Annotated in this window: 22 protein-coding genes; 12 read left to right on the forward strand and 10 right to left on the reverse strand. The window is 70.1% G+C overall.

The window, feature by feature from the left end; all coding sequences use genetic code 11:
• Positions 1 to 406: 406 nt before the first annotated feature.
• The 4 genes from ACFY0P_RS22535 to ACFY0P_RS22550 are packed head-to-tail and all read left to right on the forward strand — an operon-like array spanning position 407 to position 4,262.
• Positions 407 to 1,651, forward strand: coding sequence for a CaiB/BaiF CoA transferase family protein (locus ACFY0P_RS22535; RefSeq protein WP_388915808.1), 1,245 nt, complete (start codon positions 407 to 409; stop codon positions 1,649 to 1,651).
• A 17-nt stretch (positions 1,652 to 1,668) separates the two neighbouring features.
• Complete coding sequence (locus ACFY0P_RS22540; RefSeq protein WP_388915811.1) at positions 1,669 to 2,571, forward strand: fumarylacetoacetate hydrolase family protein; 903 nt, start codon at positions 1,669 to 1,671, stop codon at positions 2,569 to 2,571.
• Positions 2,568 to 3,389 (forward strand): enoyl-CoA hydratase-related protein, encoded by an 822-nt coding sequence (locus tag ACFY0P_RS22545; RefSeq protein ID WP_388915813.1) that lies wholly within the window; start codon positions 2,568 to 2,570, stop codon positions 3,387 to 3,389. The genes ACFY0P_RS22540 and ACFY0P_RS22545 overlap by 4 nt, the downstream gene beginning before the upstream one ends.
• A 36-nt stretch (positions 3,390 to 3,425) precedes the next feature.
• A complete protein-coding gene (locus ACFY0P_RS22550) occupies positions 3,426 to 4,262 on the forward strand; it encodes an SDR family oxidoreductase (protein WP_388915815.1) in 837 nt (278 codons plus the stop codon).
• Between the two features lie 500 nt (positions 4,263 to 4,762).
• On the opposite strand, the gene ACFY0P_RS22555 is transcribed toward ACFY0P_RS22550, so the two are convergent.
• Together ACFY0P_RS22555 and ACFY0P_RS22560 are read right to left on the reverse strand one after the other, a co-directional pair.
• Positions 4,763 to 6,583, reverse strand: a complete 1,821-nt coding sequence (locus tag ACFY0P_RS22555) for an acyl-CoA dehydrogenase (protein ID WP_388915817.1) — start codon at positions 6,581 to 6,583, stop codon at positions 4,763 to 4,765.
• A 510-nt stretch (positions 6,584 to 7,093) separates the two neighbouring features.
• A complete protein-coding gene (locus tag ACFY0P_RS22560) occupies positions 7,094 to 8,158 on the reverse strand; it encodes a lipocalin-like domain-containing protein (RefSeq protein WP_388915820.1) in 1,065 nt (354 codons plus the stop codon).
• 366 nt (positions 8,159 to 8,524) lie between these two features.
• On the opposite strand from ACFY0P_RS22560, the gene ACFY0P_RS22565 reads away from it, so the two are divergent.
• Positions 8,525 to 9,190: a TetR/AcrR family transcriptional regulator gene (locus tag ACFY0P_RS22565; protein ID WP_388915823.1), complete on the forward strand. Its 666-nt coding sequence runs from the start codon at positions 8,525 to 8,527 to the stop codon at positions 9,188 to 9,190.
• Positions 9,191 to 9,325: 135 nt separating this feature from the next.
• Here ACFY0P_RS22565 and ACFY0P_RS22570 read toward each other — a convergent pair whose 3' ends face one another.
• From ACFY0P_RS22570 to ACFY0P_RS22595, 6 genes are all read right to left on the reverse strand, one after another.
• On the reverse strand, positions 9,326 to 10,003 hold the full coding sequence (locus tag ACFY0P_RS22570; RefSeq protein ID WP_388915826.1) for a response regulator: 678 nt from the start codon (positions 10,001 to 10,003) through the stop codon (positions 9,326 to 9,328).
• Complete coding sequence (locus tag ACFY0P_RS22575; protein ID WP_388915829.1) at positions 10,000 to 11,334, reverse strand: sensor histidine kinase; 1,335 nt, start codon at positions 11,332 to 11,334, stop codon at positions 10,000 to 10,002. The genes ACFY0P_RS22570 and ACFY0P_RS22575 overlap by 4 nt, the downstream gene beginning before the upstream one ends.
• Before the next feature lie 90 nt (positions 11,335 to 11,424).
• On the reverse strand, positions 11,425 to 12,267 hold the full coding sequence (locus ACFY0P_RS22580; protein WP_388915832.1) for an ABC transporter permease: 843 nt from the start codon (positions 12,265 to 12,267) through the stop codon (positions 11,425 to 11,427).
• Entirely contained in the window at positions 12,264 to 13,199 is a 936-nt protein-coding gene (locus tag ACFY0P_RS22585; protein WP_388915835.1) for an ABC transporter ATP-binding protein, read from the reverse strand. The genes ACFY0P_RS22580 and ACFY0P_RS22585 overlap by 4 nt, the downstream gene beginning before the upstream one ends.
• A 295-nt stretch (positions 13,200 to 13,494) precedes the next feature.
• A complete protein-coding gene (locus ACFY0P_RS22590) occupies positions 13,495 to 14,184 on the reverse strand; it encodes a siderophore-interacting protein (RefSeq protein WP_388916383.1) in 690 nt (229 codons plus the stop codon).
• 134 nt (positions 14,185 to 14,318) lie between these two features.
• Positions 14,319 to 14,741, reverse strand: coding sequence for a DUF6069 family protein (locus ACFY0P_RS22595; protein WP_388915838.1), 423 nt, complete (start codon positions 14,739 to 14,741; stop codon positions 14,319 to 14,321).
• A 379-nt stretch (positions 14,742 to 15,120) separates the two neighbouring features.
• Between ACFY0P_RS22595 and ACFY0P_RS22600 the strand changes: the two genes are divergently transcribed.
• Positions 15,121 to 16,347: a sensor histidine kinase gene (locus ACFY0P_RS22600; RefSeq protein ID WP_388915841.1), complete on the forward strand. Its 1,227-nt coding sequence runs from the start codon at positions 15,121 to 15,123 to the stop codon at positions 16,345 to 16,347.
• Complete coding sequence (locus ACFY0P_RS22605) at positions 16,344 to 16,991, forward strand: response regulator (RefSeq protein WP_388915844.1); 648 nt, start codon at positions 16,344 to 16,346, stop codon at positions 16,989 to 16,991. Before ACFY0P_RS22600 ends, ACFY0P_RS22605 begins: the two co-directional genes overlap by 4 nt.
• Positions 16,992 to 17,245: 254 nt before the next feature.
• On the opposite strand, the gene ACFY0P_RS22610 is transcribed toward ACFY0P_RS22605, so the two are convergent.
• Positions 17,246 to 17,578 carry a nitroreductase/quinone reductase family protein gene (locus tag ACFY0P_RS22610; RefSeq protein WP_388915847.1) on the reverse strand — a complete coding sequence of 111 codons (333 nt, stop codon included), beginning with the start codon at positions 17,576 to 17,578 and terminating at the stop codon, positions 17,246 to 17,248.
• Between the two features lie 536 nt (positions 17,579 to 18,114).
• Between ACFY0P_RS22610 and ACFY0P_RS22615 the strand changes: the two genes are divergently transcribed.
• Positions 18,115 to 18,489, forward strand: a complete 375-nt coding sequence (locus ACFY0P_RS22615; protein ID WP_316769116.1) for a DoxX family protein — start codon at positions 18,115 to 18,117, stop codon at positions 18,487 to 18,489.
• A 134-nt stretch (positions 18,490 to 18,623) separates the two neighbouring features.
• On the opposite strand, the gene ACFY0P_RS22620 is transcribed toward ACFY0P_RS22615, so the two are convergent.
• Positions 18,624 to 19,148, reverse strand: coding sequence for a CoA transferase (locus ACFY0P_RS22620; protein ID WP_388916386.1), 525 nt, complete (start codon positions 19,146 to 19,148; stop codon positions 18,624 to 18,626).
• A 261-nt stretch (positions 19,149 to 19,409) separates the two neighbouring features.
• Here ACFY0P_RS22620 and ACFY0P_RS22625 point away from each other — a divergent pair, with 261 nt between their 5' ends.
• The 4 genes from ACFY0P_RS22625 (at position 19,410) to ACFY0P_RS22640 (ending at position 23,784) form a co-directional block, all read left to right on the forward strand.
• Positions 19,410 to 20,663 carry a DUF3500 domain-containing protein gene (locus ACFY0P_RS22625; protein ID WP_388915851.1) on the forward strand — a complete coding sequence of 418 codons (1,254 nt, stop codon included), beginning with the start codon at positions 19,410 to 19,412 and terminating at the stop codon, positions 20,661 to 20,663.
• A 266-nt stretch (positions 20,664 to 20,929) separates the two neighbouring features.
• Positions 20,930 to 22,135 (forward strand): acyl-CoA dehydrogenase family protein, encoded by a 1,206-nt coding sequence (locus ACFY0P_RS22630; protein ID WP_388915854.1) that lies wholly within the window; start codon positions 20,930 to 20,932, stop codon positions 22,133 to 22,135.
• Positions 22,136 to 22,249: 114 nt separating this feature from the next.
• Complete coding sequence (locus ACFY0P_RS22635; RefSeq protein ID WP_388915857.1) at positions 22,250 to 22,963, forward strand: GntR family transcriptional regulator; 714 nt, start codon at positions 22,250 to 22,252, stop codon at positions 22,961 to 22,963.
• Between the two features lie 116 nt (positions 22,964 to 23,079).
• The gene (locus ACFY0P_RS22640; RefSeq protein ID WP_388915860.1) at positions 23,080 to 23,784 is read left to right on the forward strand and encodes a GntR family transcriptional regulator; all 705 of its coding nucleotides are present in this window, start codon (positions 23,080 to 23,082) and stop codon (positions 23,782 to 23,784) included.
• Positions 23,785 to 24,032 lie beyond the last annotated feature (248 nt).

The raw sequence follows: 24,032 nt of genomic DNA on the forward strand, positions 1-24,032 counted from the left end.
ATAACGCCGTGGACCGCTAGTAGATCCTCTGATCCAACATGCGGTCCACATTCGGTTCCCGGCGACCCTTCATCGACCGCCTCCGCCGGCGCCGGCCCGCTCCAGCCCTCTGGAAGCACTGGCGGAAGCCGCTCTCGACGGGGACGCGCCGCTCGTCGACACCGACTGCACCCAGGAGTGCGAAGGCACCGGATTCTGGCGATGAGTCCTCACTGTCGCAGCATCCGGGCTCGCAGGCCTCAGGGGCACCCTTCTCACCTGCTTGACGCTCCTGGAATGCCGGGCCTAAGTTTACCTGAGGTCCTTATTACGGTCCACCGGTCCATATGGCGGACCGATTGAAATGAAGGGCGCCATGACAACGACAACGGAGTCTGCCGGGTCCGGCCCTGCCTTCCTACGAGGCGTGCGCGTCCTGGATGTGACCGGGGCCCTGGCCGGCCCCTACTGCACGACCATCCTGTCCGACCTCGGCGCGGACGTTCTCAAGATCGAACCGGTCAGGGGTGACGGCATGCGCGCCCGGCGGATGGGCCCGGAGCGCAGGTCGATCCCCTTCGACCTGACCCACCGCGACAAGCAGAGCCTCGCGGTCGACATGAAGTCCCCCGCCGGCGCCGACATCGTGCGCTCCCTGGCACGACGCAGCGACGTCCTGGTGGAGAACTTCCGGGTGGGCGCCATGGCCCGGCTCGGCCTGGGCTACGAGGACCTGCGGGCGGAGTGCCCCGACCTCGTCTACTGCTCCATCTCCGGCTTCGGGCAGTTCGGCCCGATGCGCGACGCGAAGGGCATCGACCTGATCGCGCAGGCCTACAGCGGCCTCATGTCCGTGACCGGGTCGGTCGACGGGCAACTGGCCAAGGCAGGCTTCCCCATATCCGACGTGGGCACCGGCATGTGGGGAGCGATCGGCGTCCTGGCCGCCCTGCTGCGCGCACGCGCCGGTGGCGGCGGCGCGTACATCGACGTCGCGCTCGCGGACTCGGTGGCCGCCTGGTCGCTGTGGGAGGTCGCCGACTACGTGGCGACGGGGGTGGAACCCGCCCCGCTGGGCACGGCACACCGACTGGCCGCCCCCTACGAGGCGTTCACCTGCCAGGACGGCGCCACCCTCGTGCTCGGTGCCGTCGACCGGGCGTGGGAGGCACTCTGCGCCGTCCTGGAGCTCGATCTGCGCGACGATCCGCGCTTCGCCACGGAATACGAACGCTTCCAGCACCGGGCACCCCTCGCGGAGATCATCCAGGCACGGTTCGCAACGGCTCCCCGGGATCACTGGATGGGCGCGCTACGTGCGGCAGGGGTCCCCTGCGGTCCGGTCAACGGCATCAGCGACATCCTCACCGACGAACAGTTCGCCGCGCGCGGCCTGTTCGTGCACGACGAGGAGCGCTACGCGGAGCCGACGATCGTGAACACCCCCATCGTCGCCGACGGGGCGCCGCGCGCTCGTGGCCGCGCACCCGAACTGGGCGCGGACACGATCGCGGTCCTGGCCGAACTGGGATACGACGACGACCGGATCGCCGCCCTGATCGAGGACGGCGTCGTCGGCGTGCACGATGCCGACACGGCCACGGTCACGGCTGCTCACGCGAGGACGGAGGCGGCCACCCCGGCCGCCCGCAGCGCCGAGGCGCAGAAATGAAACAGGAGGGCACCTTCATGACCACTGCGACGCCCGCTTCAGCGGCGGACTGGACCGACGGCCTCGGCCTCGCCCGGGTCCTGCACGGCGGTGGCCCTGTGGTCGCGCTCAGGCGGGACGGGGCGACAAAGGCGCACCTCACCCTCGTGGAGGGCCAGGTCTTCGAAGACCTGCCCCCGCTGCTGGAGGCGGCTCAGGGCGACCCGGCGGCCATCGAGGCCGGCCCCGTGATCGACGCGCCGGACCATCGGCTGCTGAGCCCGGTCGGACGCCCGGGCAAGGTCATCTGCATCGGGCAGAACTACCTCGCGCACGTGCACGAGGGCGGCCGCGACACGGGACCGGCTCACCCCGATCTCTTTCCGAAATGGCACACCTCACTGGCAGCGCCCTACGCCGAAGTGGCCCTGCCACCGGAGTCGGACCAGATCGACTACGAGAGCGAGCTCGCCGTGGTCATCGGTGCCCGTGCGCGTCGGATCGCGGCCGAGGACGCGGAGAGCGTCATCTTCGGGTACACCGCGGCCAACGACGTCTCCGTGCGTGACTTCCAGTTCCACACCACGCAGCGGGTCGCCGGCAAGGCCTGGGACGGTCTCACCCCCGTCGGGCCGGTCGTCGTGCCCGCCGCGCGACTCGGCGGCGCACGGCCCGACCTCGCCATCAAGGGCACGCTCGACGGTGAGGTCCTCCAGGACGACCGCACCTCCTCACTCCTGTTCGGTGTACCGGAGTTGCTGGCCTACATCACCACCGTGATGACCCTGGAGCCGGGTGACCTGATTCTCACCGGCACCCCGTCGGGGGTGGGATTCGTACGCGAGCCGAAGGTGCTCCTGCGCGACGGGTCGGAGTTCGAAGTGCGCATCGAGGGGATCGGCGCGCTGCGCAACCGCTTTGTGGCCGAGAAGGTCGGATGACCGCGGCGACCGGCACATCCTCGCCACGGATCCGCACCGAGGTACGGGACGCGGTCGGCACCGTGGAGATCAGCAACCCGACCCGGCGCAACGCGCTGTCAGTGGCGATGATGACCGAACTCGCCGCCGCGCTACGGGCGATGGACGAGGACCAGGACGTACGTGTGGTCGTCGTGCGCGGCGCGGGCGAGCAGGCCTTCGTCTCCGGCGCGGACATCAGCGAGTTCCCGGGCCGCCAGGACGAGGCCGCACGGCAGGCGGCGGACGACGCCGCCACGACGTTGTTCACACAGCTGTCGGCGCTCTCGGTGCCCGTCATCGCCCGTATCCACGGCTACTGCCTGGGCGCGGGCATGGCCCTCGCCCTGGGCGCGGACCTGCGCTACGCGGACACCCGCAGTGTCCTGGCCATACCGGCCGCACGCCTGGGCGTCGGCTACCCCTTGGCGCAGACCGCCGCGCTCGTCCAGACCGTGGGGCCGTCGGTCGCGAGCGACCTGCTGTTCACCGGACGCCGGCTGCCGGCCGCCGAGGCGCACGCCGTGGGCCTGGTCGACCGGGTCGTCGAACCCGCCGAGTTGGGCAAGGTCGTCGACGAACTCGCGGCCACCATCGCGGCGAACGCCCCCCTTTCCGTCCGCGCCGCCAAGGCTTCCGTACAAGCCGTCCGCCGCCTGAGCGAGGGCGACGAAGCGGCGGGCAGCGCCGCGCTGGTTCACGCGATCGAGGCCGTCGCCCGCTGCCGCACCTCCGACGACCTCCGCGAAGGCGCCCTCGCCTTCCTGGAGAAGCGGCCCCCGCGCTTCACCGGGTGCTGACACCCAATGCACGACAGACGACAGGAGCACCCCGGCATGGGGACATCACTGAAGGGCCGGACCATCGTGATGTCCGGCGGCAGCCGTGGCATCGGGCTCGCCATACTCACCGCCGCGGCCCGCGAGGGCGCCAACGCGGTGTTCCTGGCCAAGACCGACACGCCGGATCCGAGGCTGCCGGGGACCGTGCACACGGCGGTCGCCGCGATCGAGGCCGCCGGCGGATCCGCCGTCGCGGTGGTCGGTGACGTCCGTGAGGAGGCCGACGTCGAGCGCGCGGTCGCCACCGCCGTGGACCGGTTCGGGGGCGTCGACGTCTGCGTCAACAACGCCAGCGCCCTCGATGTGCGGGGCACCGAGGAACTGCCCGTCAAACGCTTCGACCTCATGCAGTCGATCAACAGCAGGGGCACCTTCCTGCTGACCCGGGCCTGCCTGCCGCACCTAAAACGGTCCGACCACGCCCACATCCTGACCCTGTCACCGCCGCTCAACCTCGCCCCGCGCTGGCTCGGCGCCCACCCCGCCTACACCCTGTCGAAGTACGGGATGACGCTGCTCACTCTCGGCTGGGCGGCCGAGTACGCCGAGGACGGCATCGCCGCGAACTGCCTGTGGCCGCAGACCCTGATCGCGACCGCCGCCGTGGCCAACGTCCTGGACGGCGAGAGCCTCACCTCCCGGTCACGCGGCCCCGAGATCATGGCGGACGCGGCCCTCGCCGTGCTCTCCCGCCCACCGCGCGAACAGACCGGCCAGACCCTCGTCGACGCCGACGTCCTGACCGAAGCCGGTCACACGGATCTCTCCGGGTACGGCGGGGGCCGGGAACCGGAACTCGACTTCTTCGTGGATCCGCCGCAGGTGGGATGACCGTTCGGGTGTGAGGGCGGAGCAGGGGAATCGGTCACGCGCCAGGGGCCAGGGCGCTGCCCGCGCCTCCTGTGCCGGCCGCGTTCGATGACCTGCCGGTGATCACCATCGGCAGGTCATCGGCCCGTGCACGGCGCCTTGCCGGGGCCGTCGCGGAGGAACGAGGCGCAGGTGGGGCCGGCGGCGACGCGGTGCGCGGGCTTCCGCGCGGCTTCGGCGACGCCTTCCTCGGGAAGAACGCGGTTCGCCGCGCTCCGGCGCTCCAATGTCTCCGCCGACAACGCTCCCCTGTGTGGATCGGCCCGCTCGCTCTGGTCGGCTCGGCTCCCTCGGCCCGGCGCTGGGGCCCTCCGCTCAGGGGCATCAGCACTTTCCGCGGTGGCGACGAACACCGCCACGTCGAAGAAAGGTTCAGCACCGGCCGGGCCAGTACGACGACCGCGAGGGCACCGTCGTCGTGGTACTGGCTGCGGGCCGGTGGGGTCGTCGGTGTCATCCCCTCAGAACCATGTGTCACCGGTGTCCAGCGTCGTCGTGTCCAGGCGCGCGAGCAGGTCGAACTGCACTGTGGTACGGGGTAGTTCGTAGCGGTAGAAGTAGCGGCAGGCCTGCCGCTTGCCCTGCCGGAAGGCGTCGCCGCCGTCGCCGGTGGCCAGGAACTGCTCCAGCCAGATCCAGGCCACGACGACATGCCCGGCCGCCTCCAGATACACCGACGCGTTGGCCAGGCGAACGCCGACGGGCACGTCGGCGGTGTGGATCGTCCGGGTCACCTCGACGAGCCGGGTGAGGGTCCGGTCGAGAGTGGCCGCGAGATCGCGTGCCTCCCCGCCGACGGCACAGGCCCGCGCGACAGCGGACCGGACGAGCACTTCGAGCGCGGCAAGGCCGGCGCCGTCGTCCATGACCACCTTGCGGCCCAGCAGATCGAGGGCCTGAATTCCGTGGGTTCCCTCGTGGATGGGGTTGAGCCGGTTGTCCCGGTAGTGCTGCTCCACGTCGTACTCGCGGGTGTAGCCGTAGCCGCCGTGGATCTGGATCGCCAGGTCGTTCGCCTGCAGACACCACTGGGAAGGCCAGCTCTTCGCGATCGGTGTGAGGACCTCCAGCAGCAGGCGGGCCCGCGCGCGCTCCGTCTCGTCGGTCGCGCTGCGCTCCTCGTCGAGCAGCCTGCCGCAGTACAGGACGAGCCCCAGCGCCCCTTCCACGTAGGACTTCTGAGCCAGGAGCATCCGCCGCACGTCGGCGTGCTCGACGAGGGGCACCGGCGGTGCGGTGGGGTCCTTCGCTCCCGCCGGGCGTCCCTGGGTGCGCGTACGGGCGTACGCGAGGGACTTCAGGTAGCCGGTGTATCCCAGCGCCGTCGCCCCCGCTCCGACGCCGGTCCGCGCCTCGTTCATCATGTGGAACATGGCGACGAGCCCCTGGTGCGGCGCGCCGACGAGATGCCCGACCGCGCCCGGCTCGCCGCCGGGCCGGTAACTGCCCTCGCCGAAGTTCAGCAGCGTGTTCGTCGTACCGCGGTAGCCCATCTTGTGGTTCAGCCCGGCGAGGACCACGTCGTTGCGCTCGCCGAGTGTGCCGTCGGCCTTCACCAGGTACTTGGGTACGAGGAGGAGTGACAGGCCCTTCACTCCGGGCGGACCACCCGGAATCCTCGCCAGGACCAGGTGGACAATGTTCTCCCCCAACTCGTGGTCTCCTGCGGAGATCCACATCTTGTTGCCGAAGATCCGGAAGGTGCCGTCGTCGCGGGGTTCGGCACGGCAGGTGAGGTCGGCGAGCGAGGATCCCGCCTGCGGCTCGGACAGACACATGGTGCCGTGATAGCGGCCCTCGACCATGGGGCGGACGTAGGTGGCGACCTGCTCGTCGGTGCCGTGGGCGAGCAGCAGGTTGGCGTTGGCGACCGTCAGCATGGCGTACGCCCACGTGCTGATGTTCGCCGCCTGGAACCAGAGGAAGCAGGCGGTCTGGACCACCTGCGGGAGTTGCAGGCCTCCGACGCGAGCATCCATGCCGCCGCTGAGCAACCCGGCGTCCGCGACCGCGTCGAGGGCGCTCTTGATGTCGGGCGGCACCACCGTCCGGCCGTCCACGACCTTCGGCTCCTGCTGGTCGTTCAGTCTGTTGTGCGGAGCGAAACGTTCCTCGGCGATCTGGGCGCAGAGGTCCAGGACGGCATCGAACGTCTCCCGGGTGTGATCGGCGTACCGCTCGCGCTTGGCGAGTGTTTCGACGTCGAGCCAGTCGTAGAGCAGGAACTCCAGGTCACGGCGGGACAGCAGAAGTGAGCGGGGTGCAGAGGATGAGACCGTCATGGAGCGCTCCCGAGGACAGGGCTGATGACAACGGAACCGCGCCGCATGTGAGCCGCCGCCACCGAAGGCGGCGGCACCGCTTCGGAATGACGATCGACGTGCACTGACGCAGTCCTCGCTCGTTGACGGGAGGCACTCGCTCCTGTTTGAGCGCCGCCAACCCGGAAGGAGAGGCGGTCCACCATTCAGACCACCGAACCAAAATGCGGTCCGAAATAAAGCTATGTTCCATTCCGCAGGCGGTCAAGAAGCGAAGGGGGCGCCGGAGCCGGCCGACGAGCCGACCGAGGATAAGGGCTCGCGCACAGCCGAAGATCGATCGCCTCACTTCCCCCTGGTCGGCGGGATGTCGGCCGCTCAGTGCCCGACCAGGTGGGACTCAGGGCGACGAGGGACGGCGATGCGCTCACGGCCACGCGGGCACTGGTGGAGCGCCTGCGTGGCCGTGGTCTTCGCTGTGGTGCCGGGAGTTGGCTGCAGGGCAGGCAGGAGGGCTCGCCCCGTCGCCGTTCAGCGGCCGGTGACCTCGATGTAGGTGGAACCGGCGACCGGGCGGTGTCCGTAGGCGCCGGTGACGGCGGCGCTGCCTTCCAGGCGGCCCGTCACCAGCTCCTGGTTCTTGGCGTAGACCTTGACGTTCAGCTTGGCGTGCTCACCCGGGATCGCGACCTTCCAGCGCGTCGGGTACTTCTTGCCGGAGTCCGGGCTGGTCCACAGGGTGGACTCGTCGGGCGTGACGATCGCCTCGGCGACGGTCTCGGAGCCGTCGGGCTTCAGGACGGTTGCCCAGGTGTTCTCCTTGTCGCCCTTCGTCTGCCAGAGGCTGACCTTGTCACCGTTGGACAGGTTGATGTTCATCCAGGTCCACGAGGCCTTGACCGCGGAGAAGTCGGGAAGGGGACCCCACTGGCGGTCCAGCCAGGACTCTCCCCGGACCTTCTCGGTGCGGCCGTTGAGCGTCAGCGTCCCGGATGTGTCCACGCTGGGGAAGGCGTACTCGTAGTTCGGGTACTTCGTGTCGCCGAACATCGGGAAGTATCCCGTCCCCGCGTTGTAGAGGACGTTGCCCTGGGGCTTGAGCGTGACGTCGATGGTCCCCTCGGGGACCTTGGCGTGCAGCTTCTGCTCCTTGGTGTCACCGGTCCACGTGATGTTGTCGGTGTGGATGTCGACGCCCTTCTTGCGGGACAGCCCCGTCCAGGCAGGCAGAGCGACGTTCGACTTGGTGTACCAGCCGGTGTCCTCGTCGGTGATCGACACCGCCGAGATGGCACGCCCCTGCTTGGCGTCACCGACGTTCAGGTAGTGGGCCAGGAGTCCGTAGTGGTGGCCCCCGGCGGTCACGTGCGCGGTCACGTACCAGGACTCGTTCTGACGGTCCGGGGTGGGGGTGAGATCCGCCGCGGGGTCGACGGCGACCGGAAGACCGGTCTGCCTCAGACCCTGCCCGGAGGTGGTGCTGTGGGCGGCGGCCGGGCCGGCGGTGGTCGCGATGGCCGATCCTCCCGCGGCGAGCGTGAGCGAAGCGACGATCGCGGCGGCGACGGCGGTCGCCCCGACGGTGGTCTTGCGCATGATGACTCCTTGATGTCCTGCGGGATGCAGGCGACAAGTAGGTAAACGAAACTGTTTCGTACTATCCCTGGACGCAGTTATGGGGCGGCGATCTTTTTGACGACACGAGAGATGGGCGCGTCGGCGCCGCCCGCTCGATGGCCGGGCGGGCCCCGATTCGCACTGCGCGGGGCCGTCCGCCGGAATATCCGACATCTGTCAGATTACTCCGGGTCCGGCCTGTGTCAACTGGGAAACGCAGTGACGTCCGCGTCAGGTTCGCAGCAGCGACGCTGACCAGGCGCAGCGCTCGGATGCGCCTGCCCGGGCGGTTACGCTGGTCCGACCGGCGGGCGCGCGCCCGTACTGTGGGGCCGAGGAGGCCACTTGGGAGGCAAGACGAGTACCACCCGACGCCCGGGGCGCCCCAGCGGGGGCTCCCCAGCGGTACCCGAGGAACAGGACGTCCTGCGGCGGGGCCTGGAGGCGTTCGCGGAGCTGGGATACGACCGGGCGTCGGCACGGGAGCTCGCACGTCGCCTCGGGGTCAGCCACACCTTCATCAACGACCGCTACGGCTCCAAGGCGGCCTTCTGGCGCGCGGTGGTGGACGCCGTGCTAGGGGCTCAACTGGAGCGGATGGCACCGGCCCCACCCGGGAGCGACGACGAGGACGTGGTACGCCAGTTCGTCACGGAGTTCTACCGCGTCCACAGCGGCGAACCGTTCCTGGCCCTGCTGATCGCGGACGAGTCCGTACGGGACACCGAGCGGCTGGACTACCTGTGCCGGCGCTACATCGAGCCGACGCTGGCCCTCGTCGCGCCCAGCATCGAGAGGCTGATGGCATCCGGGCGCATGGCACGGGTGCCGAAGGACCTCCTGTTCTCCGCGATCATCGCCCCCGTGTCAGGACTGGTACAGAAGCCCCTCGCCCGACGCCTGGGCCACCCCGAGCACCTGTCGCAGACGGACGGTCTCGCCAGGGCGGAGGTCTTGGCCTCACTGGTGGTGGACGGCCTGCTGTCTCCAGGGGACACAAGCCGCCGGTAGTGAGGCGGGCTGGGTCCGTTGCCCCTCGTTCGGCGTCTCCGGGTGATGGTCTGCCGCCCGGGCGGTGTGAAGCCGCGCTCGACCGGCGCCCGTTCGCCACTGACCGTTCGGCCGGCGCCACAGGTCCCTCGCGCGTCATTCGGGTGTGCTCGGGCGGGCGAGGCCCAGGTCGTAGGCGAGGATGACGGCCTGGACGCGGTCGCGGGCTCCCAGTTTCGCCAGGACACGGCCGACGTACGTCTTCACAGTGGACTCCGAGAGCACCAGACGTTCGGCGATCTCACCGTTGGTCCAGCCCTGACCGATGGCGACGAAGATCTCGCGCTCGCGTTCGGTCAGTGAGCGGACCCCGGAGTCGTCGTCGGGCCTGGTGCTGGGCGACGCCCCGGGGAGGTGGTGGGCGTAGGCGTCCAGCAGTCGGCGGGTGAGTGCCGGGGCGATGACGGCGTCGCCGCCCGCGACCGCGCGGATCCCGGCCAGGAGTTCATCGGGGTGGGCGTCCTTGAGGAGGAAGCCGCTGGCTCCGGCGCGCAGGGCCGCGTGCGCGTACTCGTCCAGGTCGAAGGTGGTCAGGACGAGGACTCGGGAGCGGCCGCCGGAGGCGATGATGCGGCGGGTGGCCTCGATGCCGTCCATCCCGGGCATCCGGACATCCATGAGGATCACGTCAGGGCGGAGTTCGGCTGCCATGCGGACGGCCTCGCCGCCGTGTTCGGCCTCACCGACGACCTCGGTGCCCGAGGAACTCTCCAGGAGCATCCGGAAGCCGAAGCGCTGCAGCGACTGGTCGTCCACGATGAGCACGGTGGTCACTCCGCGCCGCCCGCGTGGGAAAGACGGGGGAAGCCGGTGATCGGGGTGAGGTCGAGGGCGGCTCGCACCGCCCAGCCTCCCCCGGGAGCCGGTCCCGCGGTGACGGTCCCGTTGTACAGGGCGGCACGTTCTCGCATACCGGTGAGACCTTGTCCTTGGTCGCGGGGTTGTTCCGGCCGGGCTGCTCCCTGAACCGGGCCGGTGTCCTGGACGTCGATGCGCAGTTCCATGTCCCGGGCGGTCACCGTCAGTTCGATCCGTGTGTCGCGACCTGCGTGTTTGAGGGTGTTGGTGAGCGCTTCCTGGACGATACGGTAGACGGTCAGCTGGACACCACGGTCAAGGCTGTCCAACTCGCCGCCGGTGCGGTAGACCACCTGCGGACCGGCGGCGCGGATGCGGGCGCACAGGGCGTTGATGTCCACGATGCGCGGCTGCGGGCTGAGATGGGCGGAGTCGGAGGCGGCTCGCTGGTCGCGCAGGACGCCGAGCGTGCGGCGCAGTTCGCCCAACGCCTGGCGCCCGGTGTCACCGATCATGAGCAGAGCCTGCTTGCCGCGTTCGGGGGTGATGTCGGCCGCCCGTGCGCCGCCGTCCGCGAGGGTGATGATGACGGAGAGGTTGTGGCCGACGATGTCGTGCATCTCACGGGCGACCCGGGTGCGCTCGGCAGCGGCGGCCAGTTGGCTGCGCTGGTCGCGTTCGATCTCCAGGCGGGCCGCGCGGTCGTGCAGGGCCGCCAGCTGGGCCCGCCGCACGCGTACGACGAGACCCAGCGCGACCGCGGCGACGACGGTCGTGAACAGGAAGAACAGCCCGTCCACGATCGACACGTCGCCCGGCAGGCGCAGGGCGACCAGCCCCAGGGCAACCGCCAACACGGCACAGGCCACGGGCAGATGGCGCGGCCGTCCGCGCAACGCGAGGTGGTAGAGGGCGATCAGCACGGCCATGCCGGCGCGTAGCCAGACCCCCAGAGCGCACTGGATGAGAAACACCGCGGCGATCACGGTGAACGTCGGGGCCGGCCTTCTGCGCCGCCACAGCAGGGGCAGCAGCAGGCCCGCCTGCAGCGCGATCGTCCCCGGCCAGGGCAGGCGGGTGAAGGAGACGTCGAATTCCAGCGGGCGGTCCTGGGACATCACGTCGGGCACGCACAGCAAGGGAATCAGGACGACCACCAGGCCGGCGTCCAGCAGCCACGGATGGCTCCGGTCGATCTGCCTGAGGCGCTGCCCGACACAGGACACCCGCCTGACCAGCGGGTGGTCCCACATGGCCTCGATTCCCGCCGGTGACGGGTGGGGCGGAGTGGCGTCGTAGGTGGTCATGGGTGTCCCCTGTCCATCGTGGCTCACCACGGCCGGGCGGAACGGTGACCGACCAGGTCGGTACCGCACCGCCCGAGCGGAAGGGCCGCGTCACGCATCCGTGCGCGCCAGACGGTACGCGGCGCCTGCCAGTGCGAGCGCGGTCCAGCCGAGCAGGACCAGGAGTCCGGCCGTGGGCGAGAGACTCGCCGCGTCGTGGGTCAGCGAGTACATCGACTCACCCGCGTTGCTGGGCAGGTACTTGCTGACGTCGTCCTGCCAGGAGTGGGGCAGCAGCGAGGTCAGGCCGGGCACCAGCACCAGCGCGCCGACCAGGACGGAGATGCCGCCCGCGACGGAGCGCAGCAGCGCGCCCAGTGCGGTGCCGATCACGGCGACCAGGCCGAGGTACAGGCCGGCGCCCAGCAGGCTGCGCGCGACGCCGGCGCCGGACAGGGAGAGTGCGGCCGCGGTGCCGGACACCAGGTGGTTGGCGATCGGGAAGGTGACGAAGGCGCCGATGGTGGCGATGGCGAACGTGACCAGGCCGAACACCGCAGCCTTCGACCACAGCACCGGCAGCCGGCGTGGGACGGCGGCGAGCGTGGAGCGGATCATGCCGGTGGAGTACTCGCCGGCGGTGACCAGCACGCCCAGGATGCCGAAGGCCATCTGCGCGAGGAAGACACCGAACAGGGAGAGGCTGAGTGCGGTGGAGTCCTTGAGGTCCGGGCCGTTGCCGCCGGTGTGGTACTGCCAGGCGGAGATGACACCGAAGGCGATCAGGAACGCCAGGCCCAGGGCCAGGGTGATCCAGGTGGAACGCAGGGTCCACAGTTTGGCCCACTCCGAGCGCAGCACCCGCAGCCCGGTGACCTTGTACCGGGGGCGTGCCGGCCGGGCGGCCTCGGGCGCCGACGCGGGCGCGGTGCGGGTTTCGGTCATCGTGGTCATGCCGCCCTCCCAGGGGTGTCGATCGCGGAGGCGCCGTGGTACTCGACGGCGTCGTGGGTCAGTTCCATGAACGCCTGCTCCAGGGAGACGGTCCGGGAGCTGAGCTCGAACAGGGCGATGTGGTGCTCGGCGGCCCTGAGGCCGATGGCACGCGCGGACAGGCCGACCACGTGCAGCTGCTCGGAGCCGACCTCGCCGGTGATCTCGACACCGGGCCCGGACAGGACCTCCCGAAGGCGGGCGGGCTGGTCACAGGCCACGGTCACGGCGTCGCCGCCGTTCCGGCGCACCAGCTCCTGCACGGTGGTGTCGGCCAGCAGACGTCCGCGGCCGACGATGATCAGGTGATCGGCGACCAGTGCCATCTCGCTCATGAGGTGGGAGGAGACGAAGACGGTACGGCCCTCTTCGGCGAGCTGGGTGAGCAGGTTGCGGATCCACAGCACGCCGTCGGGGTCCAGCCCGTTGACCGGTTCGTCGAGCATCACGGTGGCCGGATCGCCCAGCAGCGCCGCGGCGATGCCCAGCCGCTGGCCCATGCCGAGAGAGAAGGCACCGGCCCGCTTCCTGGCCACGGCCTGCAGTCCGGTCAGCTCGATGACCTCCTCCACCCGGCGGCGCGGAATGCCGTGGGTGTGGGCCTGCACCATCAAGTGGTCGAACGCGGACCGGCCCGGGTGGATCGACCTGGCCTCCAACAGCGCGCCGATCTCCTGCAACGGCGCGGAATGACGGTCATAGCGCTTGCCGTTGACCGTCACACTGCCGCCGGACGGTGCGTCCAGGCCGACGATCATGCGCATGGTGGTGGACTTGCCGGCCCCGTTCGGGCCGAGGAACCCGGTGACGGTACCGGGCCTGACGACGAAGTCCAGACCGTCGACCGCCGTCTTCTCGCCGTACCGCTTCGTCAGTTGCCGTGCCTCGATCATGGTCACTACCTCGCATTTTGGCTACTGGCCCCGGTGGGGGCCTCGTTCACCACAAACGCTAGGAGCCCGGCAACGGCGAATCCTGGTACCCAGGGGAGCAATGACACGGACGCGGTGGTACCGCGGTACCACCCACAGCGGCACCTCCGTACCGGCCTCCGTCCATCCCGCGCGCGGGAAGAGGGCCCCGCCAGGTCCGACTTGGTCCGCGAGACGGTCACGACCGCGGTGCGGTCCGTCTGCCCGGACAGCGCCTCGTGTCCGTGGCCCTTGAGGCTCGCGCGGGGCCCAGCCGTCACTCCAGCCCGCGCCTGCCCGGCGCCCAGAACGGCTTGGTGAGGACCGAGCGCCGGTCCCAGCCCGCCTCCCGCACGAGCACCTGCTTCACCGCTTGCACGGTCCGCGCCTCCCCGGCGACATACGCGACGCCGCCGGGCTGCGGAGCGAGCCGTCGTACCGAGGCCGGCAGCGGTGTGTCGCCTCTGACCAGCCAGTCGAGGCGGTCGCCGTGGGCCAGTGGGAGCCGGTCCGCCTCGGTCGCCGTCTCCACGCAGCCCGAGACCCGCGAGCCCTCGGGCAGCGAGGCCAGCATCGCCCCGAAGGCGATGGCCGCGGTCTCGTCCCCGACGAAGAAATGGTGCGTGGCGTCCGGGCGCAGCACGAAGGATCCCTCCGGCCTGCTCAGCCGAACCGGGTCCCCCACCGCGGCGGTCCGCCCCCACCGGGCGCCGGGCCCCGCGCCCGGATGGTCCAGCACGCACAACTCGACGGCACCGGCGGGTTCGTAGCGCCAGACCGAATACGTGCGCCGGGTCAGCCCGTTGCCCACCAGCACCCGTACCTGCTGTCCGGGCCGCACCGTCTGCCCGGCGAGCGCGTCGCCCTCGATGCGGAGCCGGCGCATACGGACGGCGATCGGTTCGGTGGCCGTGACGGTTCCACGCAGCATCAGCAGGTCGAGGACGGGATCCAGCAGGGCGGGCAAGGCGGGCTCCAGGTGGGAGAGGGACAACCGGGCGACGAGGGAGGGGAGTTCGGAGGACATCGGGTGGAGAGGGCCTGGACCGAGTGACCGCGCGGCCCGACCAGCGGGGCGAACGTGGCCGGGCCGGCGCGTGATCACCGCTCCGAGCTCAGTGGCATGACCCTGCGGTACACCGACACCGCGATCACCGCGACCGCGACATGCATCAGGAGCAGCGCCGCCACACCGGTCGCCTCACCATCGGAGAACTCGAAGAAGTCCGGAACGAACGACAGCACGACGACGGACGGGACGAGTCGGCGCAGCAGCCGTACGGGATCGCGGGAGAACCTGCGGACGAGGGCCCATCCGGCGGATCCTCCCAGCACCCCCAGCGCGGTCAGAAAGACGTACGACGAGGGCTTCAACGGGCGGAAGTCATCAGGTGCACCCAGCGCGTGCGCCAGCACGGCGATCAACGCGTTCGCCAGCGAGGCCAGCAGGATGGCGCCGAACACACCTCCCGCCACCACGAGCGGACCCCGACGTGCGGGAAGGGTCTCAGAGACAGAAGACATGGCAACTCCGGATCGTGAGAGGGATCATGGTCGTTCCTGGGGCTACGCCGCACGGCGCGAACTCCCGGCCTGCCCCGGTCTCGCCGGACACGGCGATTCGCCCACACGACCAGGGCGAGCCCGCCCGGACAGCCGCGCGGCGGCGACGGACCCTGGTGGACCTCGGCGATGGGCGGGCGGGGCTTGAAGGCCGGTGGCACTGGCGGTTCCTCACAAGTGGCCGGTGGAGCGGCAGGCCGTCGGCCGTGGGCCGATCGTCGCCGCCGGCGCCCCTCCCACGCATCGACCGATCGACGCGCCCTTCGTCCACCGATCGGTGGACCCGCCCCCACTGGCCGGCTGATTCTGCCGTTACGCGGCTGCGCCTACTCTGAGGGCCATGGCACCGCAGCAGGCGTGGGAGTGGGAACGGTGGAAGGTCATGGGGCAGCACGCCTTCTTCGCCACCGTGCTCGCCCTGTCCATGCCGGGGGCGCTGGCCGGGGCGGACATGACGACGGGCACGGCTCTGGCGCGGATCGGCCCGGCGCTGGGGCTCGCCCTGTGGTACGTGTACTGGATCGCGCTGCGCGGCGGCGCCGACCGTCCGCCGCTGCCCTACCTTGTCGGAGCCTTGGCAGGGTGGGCGGTCATGGCCGTGGTGGACTCCGCGTTCCTCCCGGTCGCTGTGGCAGTGCTGAGCCCGTACTGGCTGCGGCGACCCTGGTGGTCGGCCGGCGGTGTACTGGTGCTGGGCGCCGCCTGGTCGTTGCAGAGCTTCGCCACGCACGGCTCCGTCGACGTGCGGGAGCTCACGGGCTGTGTGCTCGGCACCGCGGTGGCAGTCACCATCACCTGCTACGTCGCCACCCTCGACCACGAGAGTCACAAGCGGCAGCGGCTCCTGGACGAACTCACCGCCACCCAGGCCGAACGAGCGGCGGCGGAGCGCCAGGCGGGCACCCTGGCCGAACGCCAGCGCCTGGCCCGGGAGGTCCATGACACGCTGACCCAGGGGTTCGCGTCCATCGCCATGCTGCTGGACGCCGTACGTGACGATCTGCCGCCCGCCTCCCCCGCGGCCCGCCGCGTCGAGCAGGCCATGCGGACGGCTCGGGACAACCTCGTCGAGAGCCGCCGCCTCGTGCAGGCCCTGCGCCCGGCGCCGCTGGACCGCACGCACCTGGCGGACGCGGTCCGCGAGCTCACCGCCCGGTCGGCGGAGGAGACCGGCATCGAGGCCTACACGGTCGTGACCGGTCGGCCGGTCGCCCTGCCTCCCGCTGCCGAGGGCGAGTTGCTGCGCGTCGTGCAGGAGGGACTGACCAATGCCCGGCGCCACGCCCGCCCGGTGAGCGTGTCGGTCACGCTCTCCTACCTCGGCGATGTCCTGGCCATCGACGTCCAGGACGACGGCTCCGGTTTCGCACCCGCTGCCCGGCACACCGGCATCGGGCTGATCACCATGCGGGAGCGCATCACCGCCCTGGGCGGCACCTTCGCGGTGGAAAGCGCCCCGGGCGAGGGTACGACGGTCGCCGTCACGGTGCCACTGCCGGTCGGGTCCGCGGCCTTGGAACCCTCCGCCACCGTGTCGGGCACCGACCGTATGGCCCCGGCGTCATGAAGCCTTCGACCGGTCCCACGATCCGGGTCCTCCTCGCCGACGACCACCCCGTGGTCCGGGACGGGCTTGCCGCCATGCTCTCCACCCAGCCTGACCTCACGGTTGTCGGCGAAGCCTCCACCGGTGCCGAGGCACTGCGCCAGACCGCCGCACTCGCACCCGACGTCGTGCTGATGGACCTGCAGATGCCCGGCATGGACGGCACCGCCGCGACCGCCGCCATCCGTGCCGCCCACCCCGAGGTGCGGGTACTCGTCCTGACCACCTATGACACGGACGCCGACATCACCGCCGCCGTCGACGCCGGCGCGGTCGGCTACCTGCTCAAGGACACCGGACGACACGAGCTCTGCGAGGCCGTCCGAACCGCCGCCCGGGGAGGTGCGGCACTGTCGCCCACGGTGGCCGCCAAGGTCCTGGCCCATATGCGAGGCGACCGGGGGGCGGGTCTGTCCGGCAGGGAACTCGAAGTCCTGTCCGCCGTGGCCCGGGGACAGAGCAACAAGCAGATCGCCCGCACCCTGCGCCTGTCCGAGGCCACGGTCAAGACCCATCTGCTGCACATCTACGCGAAGCTCGACGTCGGCGACCGGACCACCGCGGTCACCGCCGCACTGGGCCGGGGAATCATTCGCATGGACTGAGCGTCGGCGACGTGGTCGTGCTGGTCGCTCACGCCGCTCCGCGAACGTCGCCCGCTGACAGGCGTGTTCGCGCATCAAAACCGCCGGACCTGTGACTCGCCCGCGCTGTCGGCGAGCGGACGTGCGGACCGCTGTGCGCCCGAGCCGACAGCGTCATGCCCGCCGAACACGCTGCCCTGCCATGGCCGTCCGGGCCCGGACGGCCACCAACTCGCCTTCGGACACGACGTTTTCACCGTGACATCGGCGGCCGTTCACGACCGCGGTGCGTCGTCCAGCCGTACGGTGACGAGGACGCGGCCCTTGTCGCCTCGCTGGGCGACGGCAAGTCCTTCTCGATCCGCCCCGTCCAGCTCGAGCGATATGGGGCCACCGTCTCCCGTGAAGTTGCGCCACCAGTTCTTGGCGTCCGGGAAGGCCACGACGATCGTGACGATGTCGCCTTTGCGCTGGTAGGCCACCGGAGTGCTGAACGTTCGCCCCGACCGCCGCCCCGTGTACGTCACGACGGTGAGATGGCGCCGGACCCACCTCCCCCACCGGTCCGACGAGCGGAGTCGCACGACCAGGCCGTTGAATCCGTTCACTGCTCGTTCCCTCAGTGCCCCACTGTGCCGCACAATGCCTCCCCTGCTCGATTACTGATGGTGATTGTGGTCGCAGGCCACCGGGAGCGTACAAACTCTCCCCTGCCCCGACAGCGCGACCCCAGGTGCCGTCCGCCGACCACAGCCGGTGCCGCTCTGGGCGCGGTGGACGACCAGAGGGTTCCGGTCGTGATCGCCCGGCCAGTCGCTGGTGGAGCGCGGACGTTGCGGTTCAGAGCTGGTCGAGTCTTCGCGCGAGTTCCGCGTACCTCCGCTTGAACACCTCCGCCCGCACCGGGAGGTTGGCGTCACAGCGGCCACCGAGTTCCGCTCCCACGGCGAACTGGCGGAGCCGTTCGTGGAGCCGTCCGCGGCTGACCGACGACCTGGATCACTGTCGCCGCAGCAGTGTTTGAAATGCAAATCAAGTGCTAGTGTGCGGTTGTCCAATTTTGAATAAGTCGCCACGCCGCTGGTTGTCCTGTGCCGGGCGGCTCCTGTCGGCGCATCGGCATTCCCGTCCCCTTGGGGTACTCGTGAACGTGCTGCTGTGGGTTTTCCAGTCCTATCTGGCCGCCTCCTTCGTGCTGTTCGGAGGCATGAAGATCCTGCGAGACAGAGAAGAACTCGCCAAGACCGCCTTCGGCTGGGTCGAAGAGTACTCCGACACCTCTGTGAAGCTCATCGGGCTGCTCGATGCGCTGGTGGGCCTCGGCCTGGTCCTCCCGGGTGCCACCGACATCGCGCCGGTGCTGACTCCCTTGGCCGCTCTCGGCGGTATCGTGCTGGCCGGGGGTGGGTCCGTCGTCCACCTCCGTCGCTCCGAAACCGCGAAGGCCGCCGTGAACCTTCACTTCATAGCCATGCTGGCCGTGGTCGCGTGGGGACGATTCGGGCCGTACCAGTTCTGACCACTCCGGCCCACCGCGCGCCCGTGGCGCCGGTCGACGAGGTGGGTGACCCGCGGGACAGGCTGTGTGCGGGTCAGCAGGACAGCTCCAGCAGCCAGATGATCCATCGCGTGGGCGACTCGCCGGCCCACATCTCAGGCACCCGCACACCGCACCCCGGTGACCTGCTCGGCACCGACACCTTCCCGACTACGCCCACCAGCCTCCCTGGCCGCCACGGCCCGGCGATGTGGCGCAGGTCGAGGTCGAGCGCCTCGGGATTCCCCGCAACACGATCGCGGGCGGGGACACCACCGAAATCCCCTCTCGGGGAACCGCTCGACATGGACGGCGCCGTTCCTGCCGTCTTCTCCCGGCAGGAGTAGTCGTCTTCCCCGCGCGGAACAGGCTGGCCGCCCGACCGGTGAGGCTGCGCTCCACGGACGTTGATGAGCTTGCCGTTGCGCCGCGACGGTCGTGACGACGGCGCCGGCGACCTCCTGCCGCCGGAGTCGCGCGGCGGCGCGTGACTCGGTGTCGACCGCGAGGCTCTGCTTGTCGCGGTGGGCCAGGTCGAAGGGGATCGACCCGCGCTCCGGGCCCATCCGCCGGGCGCGCATGCCGTCACCCCTGACCGGTTCGACCTTGAGGACGTCCGCGCCGAGGCCGGACAGCATGATCGCGCAGCGGGGCCGCGGCCAGGGCCCCGGTCACATCCAGGACGCGTACGCCTCGCAGGAAGGCCGGGCCGGGCCCGGCGGACTCCGTTGTCGCTGTCATGGCGCCCTTCATTTCCCCTTCGGTCCGTTAAGTGGACCAGTGGACCACCAAAAGGACCTGTGGCACAGTTGGGCCCGGCGTTCCGGGAGCGTCAAGCGGGTGGGCCGGATACTCCTGGGCGCGAGCCGGTGCTGTCTCGCACCCCCACTCCCGGAGGCGACATGTCCAGCGACTTCCGCGACCACCTCTTCCCTCTCGACAATCCACGACTGAGCGCGTTCCGATCGTGCGATGCGTACACCTACCTCGACGCCGTGCGGCAGAACCCGGTGGCCGACGAAGTCGTCTCGGCATGGACGGCGCTGTTCGAGAACACGGAATTCCGTGGGATCACCACGGACGGCCGGACCGTGCCGGAGCTCTTCAGCGCCGAACGCGACGAGGGCGCGGACAACGATGCGGCGGTCGACGCCGCCGTCGGACTCCTCGGCATGCTCAGCGCCGACGAACAGACCCGCGTCCTACGTCCCCTCCACAGCCGGGTGTGGAGGGCCTGGCTGAACCCCGAGTTCTGCCTCAACCCCTTCGGCATCCGGCTGGAGGAGGTCGACGAGAAGACTCGCGATCAGGTGTTCCGGCTCGTCGCGGCGTGTCTGAGCCCCGCGGGTTACCGGAAGGTCCGGGACATCATGAGGGTCAACGGGTTCCTGGGCGAGCTCGTCGATCTGCCCCGGATCCTCAACGAGCACAGCTACAACATCAACATCTTCGGCACCCCGTCCGTGACCGAGCCGTGGGGCTGGAACCTCTGGGGACACCACCTGGCCGTCAACTGCCTGCTGATCGGCGGCAGGCAAGTGCTCACGCCGGTGTTCTTCGGGTCGGAGCCGAACCACGTCGACCGCGGTGAGCACGAAGGACTGTCACTCTTCGATGAACAGGAACGGGCAGGGCTCGCTTTCGTCAGGGACCTGACGCCCGGCCAGGCCGAGCGGGCAGTGCTGTTCCACCGGAAGCGGGACCCGGACCTGCCCCCAGGGCGGCTGCACCACGCCGACGAACTCCACCTGGCCGGAGCGTTCCAGGACAACCGGGTCATCCCCTACGAAGGGGTCCCCGGCGCAGAGCTCCACCCGGCCCAGCGGGATGCGCTCATCGATCTCGTGGCCCTTTTCCTCGACTACCAGCCCGACGGGCCCAGGAAGGCACGGATGGCGGACGTCCGCCGCCATCTCGACGAGACCTACTTCTGCTGGATCGGCGGGCGCGGTGACGAGGACGCGTTCTACTACCGCGTACAGAGCCCGGTCGTCCTCGTCGAGTTCGACCATCACGCGGGCGTGTTCCTCGCGAACACGGAGCCTGAGAAGTTCCACACCCACACCCTCGTCCGAACACCGAACGGCAATGACTACGGAGCCGAACTCGTCCGGCGCGCGACGGGGACTCCGCACCGTCTCCAAGGACCCGTCTAGGAAAGGGAGTTCACGGTGCGCTGCCCGGCTGATGTGGGGCCGTCGCGGGGACAGGCGCCCAGCCACATGCCCAGTGACGAGGACAGAGCGATGAAGAGGTCGAGGAGGGTGTCTTCTGTGTCGGCGCCGTCATCCCCCCGGACACCGCTGACGAATCGCCTCACTGTCGGTCCCGGCCCGAAGAGCCGTATGACAACTTCGCGTCAACCCGCCGCAGGCAGGCGCCGGCCGCTGAGCGCGCGACAGAGAGGACAGACGGAACAGCCATGGATTTCACGGAGACCGAGAAGATCCGGGATCTCAAGCAACGAGCCACCGAGTTCCTGGACGAGTTCGTCATCCCCGCGGAACCGGTCTATGCGCAGCAGAAGACCGAGATCGGGCCGTGGGACACCCCGCCGGTCATGGCGGAGCTCAAGAAGGCCGCCCGGGACCGTGGCCTGTGGAACCTCTTCCTTCCCGGAGAGCGGGGCGCAGGCCTGACCAACCTCGAATACGCCCATGTCGCCGAGATAACCGGTCGAAGCCCGTGGATCATGCCGGAAGCGCTGAACTGCTCGGCGCCCGACACGGGCAACATGGAGATCCTCGCGCACTTCGCCACGCCGCCGGTTCAGAAGCGGTGGCTCAACCCCCTGCTCGACGGTGAGATCCGCTCCGTCTACTCGATGACCGAGCCCCTGGTCGCCAGCTCCGACGCGAGCAACATCGACACCCTGATCACCGAGGACGCGGACGGCTTCCGGATCAACGGCCGCAAATGGTGGTCCAGCGGCGCGATGAGCCCCGCCTGCAAGGTGGCCATCGTGATGGGCCGCTCGAATCCGGGCGGAGAACACCACCGCACCCACAGCATGGTCGTGGTCCCACTCGACGCCCCTGGGGTGAACGTCCTGCGGTCGACCAGTGTGTTCGGATACTCCGACAGCGGTCACGGCGGTCATGCCGAGATCCTGTACGACAACGTCCGGGTCCCCCGGGAGAACCTTCTGGGCGAGTTGCACGGCGGCTTCGCCATCGCCCAGGCACGCCTCGGTCCCGGCCGGATTCACCACGCCATGCGCCTGGTCGGCATGGCCGAACGTGCCTTCGACCTGATGTGCGCCCGAGCCCACGAGCGCACCCCCTTCGGTAAGCCGCTCGCCGAGCAGGGCGTCTTCCAGGACTGGGTGGCGGAGGCGCGCATCCGCATCGAGACGACCCGTCTGCTGGTACTGAAGACCGCATGGCTGATGGACACCGTCGGCAACCGCGGCGCGGCGATCGAGATCTCGGGCATCAAGGTGGCCGCACCGCGAATGGCCACATGGGTCATCGACCGTGCGATCCAGGCCCACGGCGGCGGTGGCGTGAGCCAGGACTTTCCCCTGGCCGAGTTGTACGTCCAGGCCCGCATGCTGCGTATCGCCGACGGACCGGACGAAGTCCACAAGATGTCCCTCGCGCGCCGCGAGCTCCGCCGGTTCCAATAAATATTCTTGACTCGCGCTATGACACTTCAGAGATGTCGTCGTAGCATCACGATCGATAGGCCATGCCGGTGTGGCACTGCGCACCGGCGTGGCGTTCGGCCGAAAGGCGGGACCATGGTGGACAGACGTGTGTGGGCCACGGGTGCTCGGTCGTCCGAGTCCGTGTACCACTCGCTGCGGACCCGGATCATGACCTGCGAGCTGGTACCCGGCCACCCGCTGACCGAGCGCGCCAGTGCCGTCGAATTCGGACTGGGGCTGCCCCCGGTCCGCGACGCGTTGACCCGCCTCGTGGGGGACGGCCTGGTCCAGGTCGTCTCGCCCCACACGTACCGGATCACCCCACTCACCCTGAAGTCGGTCGACGATCTGTTCGCCGTCTGGGCTCTGCTCGGCCCGGAGATGGCCGCGCTGGGCACCAGCCGGGCCGACTCGGCGCAGGCCGCCCGGCTGCGACAACTGATGGTCGACGGGAACGCGGTGCTCACCGGCCCACTGGACCAGGATCGGGTCGTCCGGTTCATCGACATCACCGAACAGACCTTCGACCTGATCGCGAGCGCCTCCCGCAACGACCGGCTCATCGAGGTCTACCGGTCGCTCTCCTGCGAGATGTGGCGTGTCCTGACCTTGATCCTCAGCTCGGCCGACTGCGTCGACACACTCCAGGCCGCAGGCGTGACATGGCACTCGGTTATCGACCGTCGCGACGCGGTCGCCGCCACGCGACTGACCCGCCATGTAGCCGCGGCGACCCGCGCGTCGGCTGTGCGCTTGCTGACCGACCGGACAAGCGGCGACGGCGTGGTACTTCCGCTGCGGCACTGACGCCATGTCACACCGCGTCGCCGGATGAGGCATGGGACCGCTTGGTGTTCGCCAGTGAGCGCTATCATCGGCTCGCTGGTATATCACCGAGTTCCTCGACCGCGGGAGCGAGCAACGTGTCAGTGCCCTCGTCCGAACCCCTGTCCCTCGGCGACGCCGCCTACCGACAGCTACGGGCCGACATCGTGTCCTGCCGGATCGCCCCAGGCCGGCGCCTCACCGAACGCTCGCTCGCCGAGACCACCGGCTTCGGCATCTCGCCGATCCGCGACGCGCTCACCCGCCTCAGCCACGAGGGCCTCGTCCGGACGTCGCCCCGCAAGGGCTACCAGGTGACCCCTCTCACCCTGAAGTCCGTCGACGATCTGTTCACGCTCTGGCGGATCGTGGGACCCGAAACCGTCCGGCTCGGCGTGCAGGACGCCACCACCGAACAGCGTCGGCAGATCGTCGCCGCGCTGTCCATGGCGATACCGGGCAGCGACGAGGCCGACGAGCAGCCCATGCGGCGGGTCGAGGCGGTCGCCGCGGGCTTCGCCTGCCTTGCCGCGGCGACCGACAACGACTACCTGATCAGGGTCCACGACCGGCTGCAGAACGACATCACCCGAGTCCTGGCGCTCATCATCGCCGGGTCCGACACCTCGATGACCGGTCCCTCGATCGACGCGGACTGGGTCGGGTTCGTCGAACGCCGCGACAGCGATGCCGCCGCCGTGCGTGCCCGCGACTACATCGGCGACCTGCACGCGCGCGTCCTGAGAATCCTGACCCGCTGGCCGTCCGTAGTCGCCAGCGAGATCACCTCGGCACGCGACTGACCCACGGTCCGGCACGCCTGACGTGCAGACGGCACGGTCTGGCCACGCTCACTCGCTGCGGCTGGCTGGCTGGCTGAAGAGCGAGCCGCTGGGTCCGACGCGCCGTGTGCTCGCAATGGACCACGTCATCGCAGTTGGGGGGGGGGGGGGGGGGGGGGGGGCCCCCCCCCCCCGCCCCCCCCCCCCCCCCCCCCCCCCCCCCCCCCCGCCCGCCCCGGGCGGCGCCCGGGTTCCGGGGCCGGGGGTGG

The sequence above is a fragment of the Streptomyces sp. NPDC001714 genome, assembly GCF_042892755.1.
GTDB lineage: Bacteria > Actinomycetota > Actinomycetes > Streptomycetales > Streptomycetaceae > Streptomyces.

Excerpts from the sequence above, each read along its gene's own strand:
- ACFY0P_RS22540 (WP_388915811.1), top strand. The coding sequence starts at position 1,669 with ATGACCACTGCGACGCCCGCTTCAGCGGCGGACTGGACCGACGGCCTC.
- ACFY0P_RS22545 (WP_388915813.1), top strand. The coding sequence starts at position 2,568 with ATGACCGCGGCGACCGGCACATCCTCGCCACGGATCCGCACCGAGGTA.
- ACFY0P_RS22550 (WP_388915815.1), top strand. The coding sequence starts at position 3,426 with ATGGGGACATCACTGAAGGGCCGGACCATCGTGATGTCCGGCGGCAGC.
- ACFY0P_RS22555 (WP_388915817.1), bottom strand. The coding sequence starts at position 6,583 with ATGACGGTCTCATCCTCTGCACCCCGCTCACTTCTGCTGTCCCGCCGT.
- ACFY0P_RS22560 (WP_388915820.1), bottom strand. The coding sequence starts at position 8,158 with ATGCGCAAGACCACCGTCGGGGCGACCGCCGTCGCCGCCGCGATCGTC.
- ACFY0P_RS22575 (WP_388915829.1), bottom strand. The coding sequence starts at position 11,334 with ATGACCACCTACGACGCCACTCCGCCCCACCCGTCACCGGCGGGAATC.
- ACFY0P_RS22580 (WP_388915832.1), bottom strand. The coding sequence starts at position 12,267 with ATGACCACGATGACCGAAACCCGCACCGCGCCCGCGTCGGCGCCCGAG.
- ACFY0P_RS22585 (WP_388915835.1), bottom strand. The coding sequence starts at position 13,199 with ATGATCGAGGCACGGCAACTGACGAAGCGGTACGGCGAGAAGACGGCG.
- ACFY0P_RS22595 (WP_388915838.1), bottom strand. The coding sequence starts at position 14,741 with ATGTCTTCTGTCTCTGAGACCCTTCCCGCACGTCGGGGTCCGCTCGTG.
- ACFY0P_RS22600 (WP_388915841.1), top strand. The coding sequence starts at position 15,121 with ATGGCACCGCAGCAGGCGTGGGAGTGGGAACGGTGGAAGGTCATGGGG.
- ACFY0P_RS22605 (WP_388915844.1), top strand. The coding sequence starts at position 16,344 with ATGAAGCCTTCGACCGGTCCCACGATCCGGGTCCTCCTCGCCGACGAC.
- ACFY0P_RS22625 (WP_388915851.1), top strand. The coding sequence starts at position 19,410 with ATGTCCAGCGACTTCCGCGACCACCTCTTCCCTCTCGACAATCCACGA.
- ACFY0P_RS22630 (WP_388915854.1), top strand. The coding sequence starts at position 20,930 with ATGGATTTCACGGAGACCGAGAAGATCCGGGATCTCAAGCAACGAGCC.
- ACFY0P_RS22635 (WP_388915857.1), top strand. The coding sequence starts at position 22,250 with ATGGTGGACAGACGTGTGTGGGCCACGGGTGCTCGGTCGTCCGAGTCC.